The organism is Nonomuraea sp. NPDC049129, assembly GCF_040648495.1.
GTDB lineage: Bacteria > Actinomycetota > Actinomycetes > Streptosporangiales > Streptosporangiaceae > Nonomuraea.
This window is the reverse complement of sequence record NZ_JBEZDU010000023.1, coordinates 164,341-179,243: the sequence shown is the minus strand read 5'-3', so window position 1 is coordinate 179,243 and position 14,903 is coordinate 164,341. Positions and strand designations below refer to the sequence as shown.

The 14,903-nt window shown below is 69.8% G+C and carries 15 protein-coding genes; 7 read left to right on the top strand and 8 right to left on the bottom strand.

Annotated features, from left to right (window positions below; all coding sequences use genetic code 11):
* The first annotated feature begins 84 nt into the window (after positions 1-84).
* The 5 genes from AB0B64_RS47075 (at position 85) to AB0B64_RS47055 (ending at position 3,525) form a co-directional block, all read left to right on the top strand.
* Entirely contained in the window at positions 85-540 is a 456-nt protein-coding gene (locus tag AB0B64_RS47075; protein WP_357960639.1) for a MarR family winged helix-turn-helix transcriptional regulator, read from the top strand.
* Positions 541-611: 71 nt separating this feature from the next.
* On the top strand, positions 612-1,133 hold the full coding sequence (locus tag AB0B64_RS47070) for an NUDIX domain-containing protein (RefSeq protein WP_358190426.1): 522 nt from the start codon (positions 612-614) through the stop codon (positions 1,131-1,133).
* Positions 1,134-1,175: 42 nt separating this feature from the next.
* On the top strand, positions 1,176-1,379 hold the full coding sequence (locus AB0B64_RS47065) for a helix-turn-helix domain-containing protein (RefSeq protein WP_357960643.1): 204 nt from the start codon (positions 1,176-1,178) through the stop codon (positions 1,377-1,379).
* A gap of 32 nt (positions 1,380-1,411) precedes the next feature.
* Entirely contained in the window at positions 1,412-2,218 is an 807-nt protein-coding gene (locus tag AB0B64_RS47060; protein ID WP_358190412.1) for a phosphotransferase, read from the top strand.
* A gap of 107 nt (positions 2,219-2,325) precedes the next feature.
* Complete coding sequence (locus AB0B64_RS47055; RefSeq protein ID WP_358190402.1) at positions 2,326-3,525, top strand: aminoglycoside phosphotransferase family protein; 1,200 nt, start codon at positions 2,326-2,328, stop codon at positions 3,523-3,525.
* Positions 3,526-3,556: 31 nt separating this feature from the next.
* Here the strand turns inward: AB0B64_RS47055 and AB0B64_RS47050 are convergent, their stop codons facing one another.
* From AB0B64_RS47050 to AB0B64_RS47040, 3 genes are read right to left on the bottom strand one after another with little or no spacing between them, the layout of a single operon-like run.
* Positions 3,557-4,048 (bottom strand): hypothetical protein, encoded by a 492-nt coding sequence (locus tag AB0B64_RS47050; RefSeq protein ID WP_357960650.1) that lies wholly within the window; start codon positions 4,046-4,048, stop codon positions 3,557-3,559.
* Positions 4,045-5,520 carry a HAMP domain-containing sensor histidine kinase gene (locus tag AB0B64_RS47045; RefSeq protein WP_357960653.1) on the bottom strand — a complete coding sequence of 492 codons (1,476 nt, stop codon included), beginning with the start codon at positions 5,518-5,520 and terminating at the stop codon, positions 4,045-4,047. The genes AB0B64_RS47050 and AB0B64_RS47045 overlap by 4 nt, the downstream gene beginning before the upstream one ends.
* A gap of 7 nt (positions 5,521-5,527) precedes the next feature.
* On the bottom strand, positions 5,528-6,202 hold the full coding sequence (locus AB0B64_RS47040; protein WP_357960656.1) for a response regulator transcription factor: 675 nt from the start codon (positions 6,200-6,202) through the stop codon (positions 5,528-5,530).
* Positions 6,203-6,425: 223 nt separating this feature from the next.
* Between AB0B64_RS47040 and vanY-N the strand changes: the two genes are divergently transcribed.
* On the top strand, positions 6,426-6,998 hold the full coding sequence (gene vanY-N, locus AB0B64_RS47035) for a D,D-peptidase/D,D-carboxypeptidase VanY-N (RefSeq protein WP_357960658.1): 573 nt from the start codon (positions 6,426-6,428) through the stop codon (positions 6,996-6,998).
* 29 nt (positions 6,999-7,027) lie between these two features.
* On the opposite strand, the gene AB0B64_RS47030 is transcribed toward vanY-N, so the two are convergent.
* The 5 genes from AB0B64_RS47030 to AB0B64_RS47010 are packed head-to-tail and all read right to left on the bottom strand — an operon-like array spanning position 7,028 to position 13,700.
* Positions 7,028-8,509, bottom strand: coding sequence for an alpha-N-arabinofuranosidase (locus AB0B64_RS47030; RefSeq protein ID WP_358190370.1), 1,482 nt, complete (start codon positions 8,507-8,509; stop codon positions 7,028-7,030).
* Positions 8,510-8,512: 3 nt separating this feature from the next.
* On the bottom strand, positions 8,513-10,639 hold the full coding sequence (locus AB0B64_RS47025) for a family 43 glycosylhydrolase (RefSeq protein ID WP_358190361.1): 2,127 nt from the start codon (positions 10,637-10,639) through the stop codon (positions 8,513-8,515).
* 3 nt (positions 10,640-10,642) lie between these two features.
* Positions 10,643-11,452, bottom strand: coding sequence for a carbohydrate ABC transporter permease (locus tag AB0B64_RS47020; RefSeq protein WP_357960668.1), 810 nt, complete (start codon positions 11,450-11,452; stop codon positions 10,643-10,645).
* Positions 11,449-12,372, bottom strand: a complete 924-nt coding sequence (locus AB0B64_RS47015) for a sugar ABC transporter permease (RefSeq protein ID WP_357960671.1) — start codon at positions 12,370-12,372, stop codon at positions 11,449-11,451. The genes AB0B64_RS47020 and AB0B64_RS47015 overlap by 4 nt, the downstream gene beginning before the upstream one ends.
* On the bottom strand, positions 12,372-13,700 hold the full coding sequence (locus AB0B64_RS47010; protein ID WP_357960674.1) for an ABC transporter substrate-binding protein: 1,329 nt from the start codon (positions 13,698-13,700) through the stop codon (positions 12,372-12,374). Before AB0B64_RS47010 ends, AB0B64_RS47015 begins: the two co-directional genes overlap by 1 nt.
* Positions 13,701-13,833: 133 nt before the next feature.
* Between AB0B64_RS47010 and AB0B64_RS47005 the strand changes: the two genes are divergently transcribed.
* Entirely contained in the window at positions 13,834-14,853 is a 1,020-nt protein-coding gene (locus AB0B64_RS47005) for a LacI family DNA-binding transcriptional regulator (protein ID WP_357960676.1), read from the top strand.
* The last annotated feature ends 50 nt before the right edge of the window (positions 14,854-14,903 follow it).

Genomic DNA, 14,903 nt, shown 5'->3' with positions numbered 1-14,903 from the left:
TGTACCGGTTAATGATCGAGCAGAACGTTAACCGGTACACGATTTGGTTGTCAATCGCGCCGCGACATCACCGGAGGCCTCGACGTGCCCGAGTTCCTGGACCTGCACAGCAAGATGTCGAAGGCGCTGCGGGCGGCGGCCGAGACGGCGGTGCGGCGCCACGGACTGCACCTCGGGCAAGATCACCTGCTTGCGGTGCTGTGGCGGCAGGACGGCCGCACCCCGGGCGAGGTCGCCGCCGCGCTGAACGTCACCACCCCCAACGTGGTCAAAGCGGCCACCCGGATGACCACGGCCGGCCTGCTCACCCGGCGCCGCGACGACCGCGACAACCGGCTGGTCCGGCTGTGGCTCACCGACGCCGGGCGTGCCCTGCAAGCTCCCATCGAGAGGGAACGCCGGCTGCTCGAAGAGCAGGTCACCGCCGACCTCACCGAGGCCGAGCGCGAACATCTGCTCAACGCACTGACGAAGATCCACAGTGCGGCGGCCGCCCTGCTGGACGCCCCCATCGATGACCGCGACTCGGCCACCAGCTGACGCTGCGACATATCACCCTCCTTCGTCGTTCGTGAGGCCGTGTTGTCAGTGGGGGCTGAGATCGTGCTTCTGTGAGCGAACTGGTTGAGCATGTCGATGAGCATGACCGCGTGCTGGGAGTCGTCGATCGTGAAGAGGCAGTACGCGAGCACTGGTTGCACCGCATCGCGGTGACGATCTGCCGTGATCGTGAGGGGCGGATCTTGGTGCTGCGACGGGCCCGGACGTTGTCCCGATTCCCGGGCCACTACGACGTGTTGGTCGGCGGTGCCGTGGACGTGGGCGAGTCGTATGAGGAGGCGGCGGTCCGGGAGCTGGCTGAAGAGCTGGGCGTTCGGGTGCGGGTGCGCTTCCTGTTCAAGTTCCTTTGCCGGGAAGGGATCAGCCCCATCTGGTTCGGGGTGCATGAGGCAGTCGTGACGGAGATCCTGGTTCCGGACTCGGGTGAGATCGGCTGGCTGGACTGGCTGACAGTGAGCGAACTGCTTGAGGCCGTTGATCAATGGTCCTTCGTCCCGGGAGGGCGGGAAGCTCTGCGCCGATATCTGCGGTCCGGATTCGGCAGCGGTGCGGGCGAGGTGGGAGCCGGGTGATCGGCGAGGCGGGTCACCTCGGCATTCGGTACGTGGGTCGCGGTGCGCGCGCTGGACGTACCCGCGACGACGACGCAGCTGGTCGCCCAGCTCGGCCTGAGCCTGGGCACCGTCGGCAGCCATCTGGCGGTGCTGCGCGATGCCGGCCTGGTCACCCGCACCCGCGCCGGCCGGGCCGTCCGCTACGAGCACACGCCGCTGGGCGCGGCCCTGGCGGCCCGCGATCAAGCAGCCGCCCGCGATTAACTCGTGGCGACGTCGGTGGTCATCCCGCGACAATGGCCGACGTTGAGGAGGTCAACGTTGAGGAGGTCGACGTTGGGGAGGTCGGCATGGAGCAGGTCGACGTAAAAGAGGTCCAGGTCGTCGTCGCCCATAACGAGCGCGCGACCCTGCGCGTCGGCGACGTGTTCCTGAAGATCGACGCCGATCAGACGCGCACCGACGTCGAGGTCGAGGCGATGGCCATGGCGCCGATCCCGACTCCTGAGGTCCTGTGGCGCAAGCCGCCCGTGATCGCGCTCGCCGCCCTCCCCGGGACGGCGCTCGGCCGCCTCGGTGAGCCGTCGGCCGCGTCGTCGGCGGCGTGGGTCGCGGCGGGTGCCGCCGTACGGATGCTGCACGACGCGCCGCTGCCGCCATGGCCCGGCCGGAGCATCGACGAGATCGCAGCGCGCCTCGACGGCGAATGCGAGCGGCTGGTCACGAACGGCGTCCTTCCCGCCGACCTGGTCACGCGCAACCGCCGGATCGCCGAGGCCGCGCTCCGGCCGTGGACGCCGGTGTTCACGCACGGCGACCTGCAGGTGACCCACGTGTTCGTCGACGGTGACGAGATCACCGGCGTGATCGACTGGTCCGAGGCGGCCCAGGGCGATGCCCTGCATGACCTGGCCATCTTGACGTTCGGACACGAGGAGCGCCTTGGTGACGTCGTCGCCGGCTACGGCACCGACGTCGATCTCGACGTGATCCGCGCGTGGTGGTCGTTACGCAGCCTGCTGGCGGTCCGCTGGCTGGTCGAGCACGGCTTCGACCCGTTCTTGCCAGGCTGCGAGGTCGACGTGCTGAGATCCCGGATGTGAGGTCGCACAAGCCCGACGGCCACGAGTGCCGTCACCAGGCTCATGTGGTGCGGCCCTGATCGGATATTCCGTGGCGGACGTCCCGGGGAGCGATCACACTGGGCGCAATGGACAGAACAGTCAGCGCATGGGTCACATCGGGTGGCGATCGGCTCGGTGTCATCGGCCCGTTCGCAGTGAATGTGCCGTGGTGGGCCGAAGTGGAGCCGGTCGTCGCGCACCTGCGCCAGGCGCTCGGCGTGGACGTCCTGGTGCTGCGCCTGTTGAACGTGGATGGTGGCGAGGGCGGCCGTGGTGTTCATGTGATCTATCACGTCGAAGCGCTGGAGCGGCCCGCGCCCGGGCGGCTGACGGGTGCGCTGCCCGCCGATCAAGCGGTGCTCGACAGGCCCGAGCCGCTGCGGACGCCGTGGGCGCGGATCGACGGGCTGCGGGAGCTGTTCGGCTGGGCGGCGGACGCGCTGAGGACGGCCGGGCGACCGCTGACCGGGCCGATCCGGCAACGCAAGACCTGGAATCTGGCCGGGCTGTTCCTCCTGCCCACCGCCCAGGGACCGCTATGGCTGAAGGCCACACCCCACTTCGCCACCGACGAGGCCACCGTCATCGACGCGTTCGCGGCTCTGGACCCGGGCCTGGTTCCCACGGTCGTGGCGTCGGGACCGCGGCGAGTCGTGATGGAGCACCTTCCCGGCGAGGACTGCTGGGACGCTCCCGTCGAGATCATCGACAGCGCCGTGACGCGACTGGTCGCCGCCCAGGCCGGCTTGACGGGTGTGATCCCGCCCGGGTTGCCGGACAGCCGCGCGACCGCCGTCGCCGACCGGGTCCGCGACCTGCTCGCCGGTGACGTGGGCCGCGAGCTGACCGCCGAGGAGCTGGCGGGGGCGTACGAGTTGGTCGAACGGTGGCCCATGCTGGCCGAGTGCGGTCTGCCCGACACGATCGTGCACGGCGACTTCCACCCGGGAAACTGGCGCAGCGACGGCGGCCCGCCGACCGTGGTGGACTTCGCCGACGCGCACCTCGGCAACCCGGTGCTGGACGGAATACGGGCTCGTGACTGGCTTCCTCCCGCCAGCCGGCCCGCCGCCGCCGAGGCCTGGATCGCGGCCTGGACCGGGCACGTACCCGGTTGCGACGCGGCGCGCGCACTCGCGATCGCCGAACCGCTGTCCCATCTTCACTACGCCGTCCGCTACCAGGAGTTCCTGGACGGCATCGAACCGTCGGAGCGGATCTACCACCTCGACGACCCGGTCACCAGCATCCGCGCCGCCCTGCGGGCCGCTGTGATCATGGACTGACGATCTGACCGATGGCCACGCGGGCGTACCGTTACCCCGGGCAGTTCCGGCGGCCGACGTTCTGCCCAGCACCGACGACGGAGACCCAGACAGGGCTTTCCGGTGTCATGGCGGCGGCCGTGCACACGATCTGCTCCACGGCCAATGCGGACAGTTTGCCGGCCGGAGTGGACGGGTTCACCGCCAAGTGGCCGGGCTGACGGCCTGGCGCGGCGGTCACCGAGAACGGGGCGGCTTCGGGCGGCACGTCGGTGGTGAGTCCTTGCGCCTGTTCCGCCGTGGTGGGTCCGGCTGCCAGCAGCGCGAGCGTGTCCGCTTGGGACAGTGGCGGACCGGGCCGCGTCACCGCGCTGAGCCGGCCGTTCTTCACCAGGTAGAGGGTGGTCGTCGGGGTTCGTGCGACGGGCCCGCTCGGCGGGTCGCCGGCGCGGATGACGTCGGAGGGTCGCACGCCGCAGCCGGTCACGGCGACGAGCGATACGAGGCCCGCGGCGAGCACGCGGCGGGCGAGCCCGGTCCTCACTCGGGGCCTCCGTCCTGATCGTGCGCCCGGCGTGGCAGGCGCAGCGTGAAGATGGCGCCGCCGTTCGGGGCGTTGGTGACAGTGAGGTCGCCTTGGTGCAGGCGCGCGTTCTCCCGCGCGATGGCGAGGCCGAGACCACTGCCCTCGGACCTGGCCCTGGCCGCGCTGGCCTTGTAGAACCGGTCGAACACGTGCGGCAGCACCGCTTCCCGCAGCCCCGGTCCGTGGTCGCGGACCTCGAGAGCGAGCCATTGCGGGTCGGCGGAAAGCCGTACCGACACCGGTGGCTCGCCGTGCCGCAGGGCGTTGCCGACCAGGTTCGCGAGAATGACGTCCACTCGGCGCGGGTCCAGCCGGGCCGTCACCTCGGGTGGCAGCTCGGTGTGCACCTGCTCCGTCCAGCCCCGGGTACGCAGGCTCGCGCGCACCAGCTCGGCCACGTCGATCTCGTTCAGCGCGAGGGCCGCGACGCCGGAGTCGAACCGGCTGATCTCGATGAGGTCGTTCACCAGCCCGGTGAGGTTGAGCGTCTCCTGGCTGACCAGCCTGGCGGCCCGGCCGGCGGGCTCGGGCAGCTGGGCCGCCTCCTCGTCGAGGACGTCGGCGACCGCGGTGAGCGCGGCCAGCGGGGTGCGCAGCTCGTGGGACACGTCGGCCACGAACCGGCGGGCGTCGGCCTCCATCTCGCGCAGCTGCTTGACGTGCCGTTCCAGCTCCGCGGCGGTGTTGTTGAACGTGCGTGCCACGTCGGCCAGCTCATCGGAGCCGCGGACCGCGATCCTGGTCCGCATCTCGCCCTCGCCCAGCAGGCGTGCCGCCCGGCCGAGCTCGCGCACCGGGCGCAGCACGCCACGGGTGGCCAGCAACGCCAGGACGACCGCGAACGCCAGGGCCGCCCCGCCGATGAGCCAGGCGGACGCGGTGAGCTCGTCGATGCTGCGTTGTTCGGCAAGCAGGCTGCGCGCGGCGTACACCTCGATGCCGGACACCCGCGTCGTCCGGTCCCGCTCGGTGATCAGCAACGGCGCGCCGATGATCAGCCAGGGCGAGTCCTGCCGCACCACGCGTTGCCACGCGATCTGGCCGTCGGCCACCGCCTGCCGCAACTGTGGGGAGATCACCCCGAGATCCAAGGCCAGCACCATTCCGCCCGGCCTCAAGCGTCCCGGCGGCGTGACCGGCGAGTGCGTCTCGTGGTAGATGGCGACCGCGTACTCCACGCTGTCCTGGTCGGGCACGGCGGCGGCGATGTCGTCGAGCTCGTCCGGGCCCGGCACCGAACTCCGCAACGGGTAGAGCGCCGCCAGGCGGCTTCTCATCGTCTGCACCGTGGCATCCTGGGCACGCTGCAGGATGTCGTTGCGGGCCTGGACGTAGAGCCCGCCGGCCACCGCCGCCGTGGTGACCACACACAGCAGGGCGAACGCGAACAACAGCCGGGTACGCAGCCCCAGATTCGGCTGAAATGTCACGGGTGGCCTATACCGGCCCGAACCGGTACCCGAACCCACGCACCGTCTGCACGTAGACCGGCGCCGCCGAGTCATCCTCGATCTTGGCGCGCAACCGCTGCACGCACGCGTCCACGAGACGCGAGTCGCCGAAATACCCCTGCTCCCACACCGACTCCAGCAGTTGCTGGCGGCTGTGCACCCGGCCCGGCGTGCCGGAGAGCTCGAGCAGCAGGCGCAGCTCGGTCGGGGCGAGGCTGACCGGTACGCCGCGGTTGACGACCACCAGCCCGGCCCGATCGATGGTCAGATCCCCGTGCCGCTCCAGCTCCGCCTGGTCCCGGCCGATGCGCCGGAGTATCGCGCGAATGCGTGCCTCGAGCACCCTGGGCTGCACCGGCTTGACCACGTAGTCGTCGGCGCCCGCCTCCAACCCGGCCACCACGTCCATGTCGTCGCCGCGCGCGGTCAGCATGATGATCGGCACCTCACGGGCGGCTCGAATGCGGCGGCAGACCTCGAACCCGTCCATGCCAGGCAACATCAGATCGAGCACGACGACGTCGGGAAGATCGGCACGCAACCGGTCCAGCCCCTCCTCGCCGGACTCCACCGCGCGCACCCGATGCCCATGCCGGGTCAGGGCCAGCTCAAGGCCCTCTCGTACGGCCGGGTCATCCTCGATCAACAACACTCGCGACACGCCGCCGAGTATCACAGCACGCTCCGTAACTTGCCTGTCGGTCAACCCCATCCACTGTCGGCCGGTCGTGTCCCCGCCTCGTCCGCGCCGTGTCATGGTTGTGTCACGATCGCGCCTACGGTCGACCCAAGGTCCCGCCTGGTCGCGCCGACGGTGGCCGCCGTCGAGAAACGGTGACATGCGGCTGACAACGCACGCACATTCGGCGTCAAGCCTAGTCGCCATGAACGAGCCACGCACGATCCCACCTCGGCCCCGAGATCGGCTGTACGCCGCGGTCACGCTGGTGCTCGCCGTGCTCCTGCTGCCCGCGGCGTTCGTCCGCAGTCCCGGCCGCGCCCGCGAACTGGCCTGCCGCTGGGCGCTGTGGATGCGATTCCCCGCCGAGGACCTCACCGGACTCACCGACGGCGCCATGGCGGCGTTCACCGCGGCGCGTACCGAGGCGCTGTGGCGTCACGGCCAGCTCATCGGCCTCACCTCGGGATACCGCGATCCCGTCGTCCAGCAGCGGATGTTCGACGAGGAGGTGCGCCGTTCCGGCTCCCCGGCCTCGGCCCGCATGCTCGTGTTACCCCCGGCGGAGTCCAGCCACGTCAAGGGCATCGCGCTGGACGTGCGCCCGCACGAAGGCGCGCGCTGGCTCGAGGAACACGGCGCCCGCTACGACCTTTACCGCATGTACGACAACGAGTGGTGGCACTTCGAGCACCGCCCGGACAGGTGCGGCACGCCACCACGTCGACGACCCCACCCCGGCGTGGGCTACGTCATCGAGAACGGGGGTCAGACGTAGCCCATGCGCTACAGGGCACAGGTCGTTAGTTATCGCTGATCGCGCAGACTTTCGCACTCCGCAAGGATCATCGTCCACGAGGCGGCGGGCAACCGCGCCGTCAGCCGGTCACCGTCAGCCTGTACGTCCAGCGGCCCCGGAAGGGCCTCCACCCGGTGCGGGTCGTCCCCGGCGGCGATCACCGAGGCCGACACCGGCCTGACCGCCGCCGGGAGCCGGACGGAGAGGTCGAGGTCCTGGTCGGGCGACCGGTTGACGGCGAACAGCGCCACCTGGGACCCCTCGACGGTGGCCACCGCCGACAGCACGGGCGCCTCGCCGTACCGCTCGGTCTCCAGGAGCGGCCCGGACGGCTCCACCCGCAGCACGGTGCCGCGCGCGTGCCGGGCCGTCAGCGCGAACGGGTGGAAGATCGTCTGACGCCAGGCCGGGCCGCCGGGCTCGGTCCTGATCGGCGCGATGATGTTGGCGAGCTGCGCCTGGCAGGCGATGCTCACCCGGTCGGCGTGCCGCAGCAGCGTGATCAGGAAGTCCCCCACCACCACGGCGTCGGCGGCGGTGAAGGTGTCCTCTATCAGCTCCGGCGCCTCCTGGAACGGCGAGCGCTCGCGCCCGGTGAACCGGCTCTGGTTCCAGACGTTCCACTCGTCGAAGGACAGGTTGATCTTCTTTTTGCGCCGGAGCTTCGCCCCGATGTGGTCGGCCGTGGCCACGACGGCCGAGATGTAGCGGTCCATGTCCACGGCGCTGCAGAGGAAGCCGGGCAGGTCGCCGTTCTCCTCGTAGTAGTTGTGCAGCGACAGGTAGTCGACCGCGTCGTAGGCGTGTTCGAGCACGGTGGCCTCCCACGCGCCGAACGTCGGCATCCCGCTGTTGGAGCTGCCGGACAGGACCAGCTCGATGCCGGGGTCGACGAGCCGCATGGCCTTGGCGGTCTCGTTCGCGAGCCGTCCGTACTCGTGCGCGGTCTTGTGGCCGATCTGCCAGGGTCCGTCCATCTCGTTGCCGAGACACCAGAGCTTGATCCCGTACGGGGCGGTCACTCCGTGTTTGACCCGCAGGTCCGACCACTGCGTGCCCGAGGGGTGGTTGGCGTATTCCAGCAGGTCACAGGCCTCCTGGAGGCCCCGTGTGCCGAGGTTGACGGCCATCATCGGCTCCACCCCGGCGGCCCGGGTCCAGGTCATGAACTCGTTGAGCCCGAACGCGTTCGTCTCGATCTGCCGCCAGGCCAGGTCCAGCCGGGAGGGCCGGTCGGGGCCGACGCCGTCCTCCCAGCGGTAGCCGGAGACGAAGTTGCCTCCCGGATAGCGGACCACGCTCACGCCCATCTCGCGGGTCAGCTCCAGCACGTCGGTGCGGAAACCGTTGTCGTCCGCCGCCGGGTGGCCCGGTTCGTAGATGCCGGTGTAGACACACCGGCCCATGTGCTCGACGAACGAGCCGAACAGGCGCCGGTCGACGGGGGCGATGCGGAAAGAGGGGTCAAGGGTCAGGTGTGCTTGCGGCACAGGTCAGGCTCCTCGGTAGACGCGTACGTAGTCGAAGTCGGCGTTGACGGCCGGCTGGGCCCCTCCGTGGGCGACCAGGCCGACGCGCACGTCCGTGTCCTTGGGGAAGGTCCACACGCCGCCCCAGGTCCAGGTCTTGCCGTCGCGGCTGGATCCGGCGCGGAACTCGTGCTCCCCGTTGGCCGGGTCCACGTGGTGCGCCAGCCGTAGCCAGGTGGTCTTGGCGGGCGGGCCGACGATGTTGCCGCCGTAGGACAGGCGGCCGGCGAAGGTCAGCTCGCGGCCGTACTCGACCTGGCGGGTGTTCCAGATGGCGACCTGGGACAGGCGGGCGAAGTCGTCGTCGGAGGCGTAGGCGATCAGCCCGGCCTGCTGGTAGTTGCGTACGGCGTCCTCGCCCAGGTCGAGCGTGACCTTGGTCTCCACGACGTAGTCGCCCTTGGGGGCCTCGCGCAGCAGCGCCGACGCCTTGTTGCCGGCCCCGACCAGGTCGGTGCCCTGGACGGGCCAGCGCAGCACGCCCTCCTCGGTCTTGGCCGCGGCGTCCTGCCGCACCCAGGTCCAGCGGGAGTCGAGCGGCCCGTTGAACTCGTCGGCGTCCAGCAGCCTGCCCGTACGCGGCGTCGGCGCCGCCTTGGTGACGGCCTTGAACAGCGGGGCGGCGGAGACGTTGTCGAAGTCGGCGCTCCCGTCGGCGACCAGCCCGATCGGGCCGTTGGCGCGGCCCGTGACGGTGACGCTCGCCCGCGGGTCACGGAGCCGGGCCTCGGTCACCTCGGCGGTGATCGTCCGTCCCTTGACGGTGACGGCCAGGTTGTGCCAGGTCGCGGCGCCTCCGGGCAGCGCCACCGTACGCGACGCGCCGCCCGAGGTGAGCGTCAACCCGTCGCGCGAAACGACCGCGGTCGTGCCACCTATGCGAATCCCGGCGGACTTGTCCGTCTTGAGGTCGGTCTCGACGCGCATGTCCCCGCCGAGCGACCTGCGGCTGATAAGCGTGCCCTGGCCACGGACATACCCATCCTGTACGGTCCAGCCGGCCGTGTTCCAACAGCCCGACAGATCGCCCGCGAACCGATCGTCCACGACCCCGCGGGTCACCGGCGTCTCCCGCGACTGCTCGGAAGGCCCGGCCCCCGCGCGCACGGCCGGCCAGCCGTCGATCCAGTCCAGCCGGTCCAGCAGCATGGGCCGCTCGTTGATCCCGTACGGCTCGTCCAGGAACGGGTCGCTTCGATCGATGGCGTGGTAGAGCATCCAGTCCTGACCGGAAAGGTCGGTGAGCTGGGCGTGGTGGCCGGTGCCGATGAAGCGGTTGCCGTTCTGGTCCAGGACGGGGGTGCCACCGGCGCGCGAGGCCAGCAGCGGCACGCCCTCGCGGTCGACGAACGGCCCGCGCGGGCTGGTCGAGCGCCCGGCCAGCACCGAGTAGCCGGTGGTCGGCCCGGCGCAGCAGTTCGCCGAGGAGCCGAGCAGGTAGTAGTAGCCGTCGTGGCGCACCACGTACGCGCCCTCGAACTTGTTGTCGATCGCGACCTGGTGCGGCTGCCCGGTGGCGCGCAGCCCGTCGGCGGACAGCTCGGTCACCCACAGGCCGCCGAAGAACCCGCCGAAGTACAGGTACTTGCGCCCGTCCACGTCGGTGAACTGCGCGGGGTCGATCGTGTTCCAGTACGAGTTGCCCGAGGGACGCGGGGCGACGACCGGGGCGTCGATGTGCGTCCACGGCCCGGTCGGCGTGGGCGCCGTGGCGGCGCCGATCGAGTAGTCCCAGTTGGCGGGCGTGGTGGCGGTGTCGGTGACGGTGAAGTACATGACGTACCGGCCGTCGAGGTAACGGATGTCCGGGGCCCAGAACAGACTGCCCGGCGCCGCGTACGACGGCAGGTTGTCCGGCCCGAACGCGTCGCCCACGTAGGTCCAGCTGACCAAATCACTGGAGCGGGAGATCGGCAGCCTGTGCAGGACCTTCTCGCCCTCGCGCAGCGGGTCCGAGGTGCCGTAGGAGTACCAGTAGCCGTCCTGTCCGCGGATCACCGACGGGTCGGCGAACGTGTCGGAGAAGGAGTTGGACACCGGATTGGTGAAGAGGGACAGGATCAGTGTGGCGATGACCGCCAAGTGGTGCATGTGTCAGCCCTTCAGGCCACTACGAGAGATGCCTTCGATGACGTACCGCTGGGTCAGACTGAAGAGGATCAGGACGGGGATACTGGCCAGCACCGCGCCCGCCATGATCACCGGATAGTGGATCGTGTACGCGCCCTGCAGGATCGACAGGCCCGGCGGCAGCGTGAAGTACTCCGGGCTGAAGATCACGTAGATGGGCCAGATGAAGTCGTTCCAGTTGGACAGGAAGCTCAGCACGGCCAGCGTGGCCAGCGCGGGCCGCGACAGCGGCAGCGTGATCCGCCAGAAGATGTGCCAGTGGTTGGCGCCCTCCATCAGCGCCGCCTCGTCCAGCTCACGCGGCAGCCCGACGAAGAACTGCCGCAGGAAGAACACCCCGAACGCGCCCGCCGCCCCCGGCACGACGAGCGCCGTCAGGCTGTCCAGCCAGCCGAGCTGGTCGACGATCAGGAACTGCGGGATGAGGAAGACGAACCCCGGCACCAGCAGCGTGCCGACGATCATCCCGAACATCAGCTTCTTGCCGCGGAACTCCAGCCTGGCCAGCGCGTACGCGGCCAGCGACGACACCGCGAGCACCAGCAGCATGTGCCCGGTGGCGGCGATGACACTGTTGGCGAACCAGCGCAGCACCGGCGTGTCCGTGGTGCCCTGGAAGACCGTCCCGTACGCGGACGTCGTCGGCTCGGTGGGTAGCAGCGTGGGCGGCACCCGGGTGGCCTCGGTCTGCGTCTTGAACGACACGCCCAAGGCCCACACCAGCGGCCCCACGAACACTACGGCGAGGGCCAGCAGACCCGTGTAGCGCTTCATGACCGGGTCCTGAACAGCCGGAAGTTGACCACGCTGATCAAGATCAGCAGCAGCGTGAGCAGGTAGCTCATGGCCGAGGCGCTGCCCATCTTGTACTCCCTGAGCCCCTGCTGGAGCATGTACATGATCGCGGTCCGCGTCTCCCCGCCCGGCGCTCCTTGGGTCAGCAGGTACGACTGCCCGAACATGTTCGCCGAGGCCAGGATCGTCGTCGTCACCACGAACAGCGCGACGGGCCGCAGCCCCGGCAGCGTGACGTGGACGAACTCGCCCCACCGCCCCGCGCCGTCCACCTTCGCCGCGTCGTACAGCTCGCGCGGGATGTCCTGCATCCCGGCCAGGTAGATCACCGCGTTGAACCCGAGCGTCCACCAGACCGTCACCCCGACCAGCGCGATCCAGGCCCACGGCGTCGCGGTGGTCCAGGGGATCGGCGTGCCGAGTATCCAGGCGACCAGGCCGAGGTTCGGGTCGAGCAGCAGCCGCCACATCAGGCACACCACCGCCACGCCCAGCACGAACGGCGCGAAGAACAGCCCCCGGAAGAACGTCCGGCCCCGGAAGGGCCGGTTGAGCAGCAACGCCACCCCGAGCGGCAGCACGACCAGGAACGGCACGCTGAACACGGTGAAGATCCCGGTCGCCCGCATCGACATCCAGAAGTCGCCGTAGACGGGTGACTGGTCGTCGAACAGCGCCGTGTAATTGTCCAGGCCGACGAACGGCTTGCCCTCGAGCATGTAGTCCCAGTCGTGCAGGCTCACCCAGATCCCGAACAGGGCCGGGGCCAGCACGAACACCGAGAACAGGATCAGGTACGGCGCCAGGAACAGGTACGGCGTCGCCTTGCCCGATCGGGGAACGCGCGTCTCCCGCTCCAGCGTCTCTTCCGCCGAGCTTTTTGCCGAGATCGCGACCATCAGGCGCCGTACTTCTTCCGGTTGGCCTCAAGGATCTTGTCGGCCTTGGCGGCGGCCTCCGTGAGCGCGTCCTTGGGGCTCTTCTTGAGCAGGATCGCCGCGTTGATCGCCTGGTCGACGACCGCGGAGGCGTCCCCGATGCCGGCCACCGACGGCGGGAAGTACAGGTAGTCGATCTGGGTGCCGATCGTGGCCTGCTCCTTCAGCGCCGCGAACTCCGCGCCTTCGCGGATCGACTTGCGGGCCGGCACCTGGCCGCCCTTGGCCCATTCCAGCGAGTGGCCGCTGATCCAGTTGATGAACACCTTGGCCGCGGTCAGCTTGTTCTGGTCGGGCGTGCGCTGCTTGAACACCACGAACTGGTGCGAGCCCGCCCACGCCGCCGGCTTCGCCCCGATCTGCGGGAGCGGCGCGACGCCCCACTCCAGGTTCTTGATCTCCTTGAGCGTGTTGATGGACCAGATGCCGTTCCAGTTGAAGGCGGCCTTGCCGTTCTGCAGGGCGATGAAGTCGGCGTCCTGGCCGACGTTCTTGGGGCTGTAGCCCTTGTTGACGAGGTCGACGAGCCAGGTCAGGGCCTGCACGCCGGGGTCCTCGGCGAAGCGCGAGACGCTGGCGTCGTCGGCGAAGTGCCGGCCGCCGTTCTGGTAGAGCAGCGACCCGAACTGCATGCTTCCGGTGAACGGGAACGGCGTGGCCCAGTGCCCCTGGATGCCCGCCTTCTTCAGCGTCTCCAGCGCCTTCATGTACTCCTCGCCGGTCTTGGGCGGCTGCTCCGGGTCGAGCCCGGCCTGCTTCATGACCGTCTTGTTGTAGAAGAAGCCGAGCGGGTGCACGTCGAGCGGGATCGAGTAGCGCGCGCCCTTGTAGACGCCGGCCTTCCAGACCGGCGGGGAGAAGTCCGCCTCGGTGAGGTTGAGCGCGTTGGCCACGTCGTCGAGGGGCAGGACCACCTGCCGTGCCGCGTTGGTGGCGACGCTGTCGACGTGCATGATGCCGATGTCGGGGCCTTGACCAGCGGAGACGGCCGCGGGGACCTTCGCGTAGTAGTCCTCCCACTTGTAGACGTTCATCGACACCTTGATGTTCTGGTGCTCGGCGTTGAACTGGTCCACCAGCTTCTTCATGACCGGACCGTCGCCGCCGGTGAAGCCGTTCCAGAACTTCAGCGAGACCGAGGCGCCGGTGTATTCGGTGGGCGCCGCCGTGGTCGCCGGCGCCTGCGCCTGCTTGGGGCCGCCGCCTCCGCCGCAGCCCGCCGCGCCGATGACCAGCGCGCCGAGGCCCAGTCCCAATGCGTGCCGCCTGGAGAGGTTGTCGAGGGACATGCCAGATCACTCCTGCCCGTGAGGTTACGGACGTTCTACAACGTTGGTTCCAACGTTGTAAATTACTTGGCGCCAGTTCGTTACATCGTTGTAAACCAGGTAGGGTTCGCGACGGCGAAGGGGGCGAAGGGGCATGGTGCGGCCGAGGCTTAAGGACGTCGCCGAACTGGCCGGGGTGTCGATCAAGACCGTGTCCAACGTGGTCAACGACTATCCCCATGTCAGCGGCGAGACACGGGCCCGGGTGGAGGCGGCGATAGCCGAGCTCTCCTACCGGCCGAACCTGTCGGCGCGCAGCCTGCGCCAGGGCCGCTCCGGCGTGGTAGCGCTGGCGGTGCCCGATCTGGACAACCCCTACTTCGCCGAACTGGCCACGAACGTCATCGAGGCGGCCGACCGGCGCGGCTGGACCGTGCTCATCGACCAGACCCAGGGCGACCGGGCCAAGGAACGCGTGGTGATCTCCGGGATCCGCGACCACCTCATCGACGGGCTGCTGTTCAGCCCGCTCGCGCTCACGGGCAAGGATCTGGCCGGGCGCGACGAGCGTACGCCGATGGTGCTGCTCGGGGAGCGCATCGGGATGGGCCGCTCGCCGTACGATCACGTCGGCATCGACAACGTGGCCGCCGCGCGGGCGGCCACCCTGCACCTGGCCGAGCGCGGCGCGCGCAGGATCGCCGCCATCGGCGTGCAGCGCACGGCCGTCGCCGCGACGGGCCGCCTGCGGCTGAAGGGCTACCAGCAGGCGCTCGCCGAGGCCGGCTTCCCCGCCGACCCGTCACTGGCCGCGCCGGTCGCCCGCTGGGGGCGCGCCGACGGCGCCGAGGCCATGGGCCGCCTGCTCGACTCCGGCGCGCCGGACGCGGTCTTCTGCTTCAACGACACGCTCGCGCTGGGCGCCCTGCGAACGCTGCTCAAGCGGGGGTACGAGGTGCCGGGCGAGGTGATGGTGATGGGGTTCGACGACATCCAGGACGGCCGGTTCGCCACGCCGACACTGTCGACCGTGGCGCCCGACAAGGCGCAGATCGCGCAGGCGGCGGTGGACCTGCTGGCCGAGCGGCTGAGCGGCGGGACGGAGAAGGCGCACGAGGTGTGCGTGCCGCATCGACTGGCATTTCGGGAGAGTACGGATTTGTCGGGGAAGTAGCCTCAGCGGAATGGACAACGCCGCGTTAACCGACATGGGCCTCGTCCACG

Coding starts and splice junctions, on each gene's coding strand:
- AB0B64_RS47060 (WP_358190412.1), top strand. CDS start 1,412: ATGGCCGACGTTGAGGAGGTCAACGTTGAGGAGGTCGACGTTGGGGAG.
- AB0B64_RS47015 (WP_357960671.1), bottom strand. CDS start 12,372: ATGGTCGCGATCTCGGCAAAAAGCTCGGCGGAAGAGACGCTGGAGCGG.
- AB0B64_RS47055 (WP_358190402.1), top strand. CDS start 2,326: ATGGACAGAACAGTCAGCGCATGGGTCACATCGGGTGGCGATCGGCTC.
- AB0B64_RS47025 (WP_358190361.1), bottom strand. CDS start 10,639: ATGCACCACTTGGCGGTCATCGCCACACTGATCCTGTCCCTCTTCACC.
- AB0B64_RS47020 (WP_357960668.1), bottom strand. CDS start 11,452: ATGAAGCGCTACACGGGTCTGCTGGCCCTCGCCGTAGTGTTCGTGGGG.
- AB0B64_RS47005 (WP_357960676.1), top strand. CDS start 13,834: ATGGTGCGGCCGAGGCTTAAGGACGTCGCCGAACTGGCCGGGGTGTCG.
- AB0B64_RS47010 (WP_357960674.1), bottom strand. CDS start 13,700: ATGTCCCTCGACAACCTCTCCAGGCGGCACGCATTGGGACTGGGCCTC.
- vanY-N (WP_357960658.1), top strand. CDS start 6,426: ATGAACGAGCCACGCACGATCCCACCTCGGCCCCGAGATCGGCTGTAC.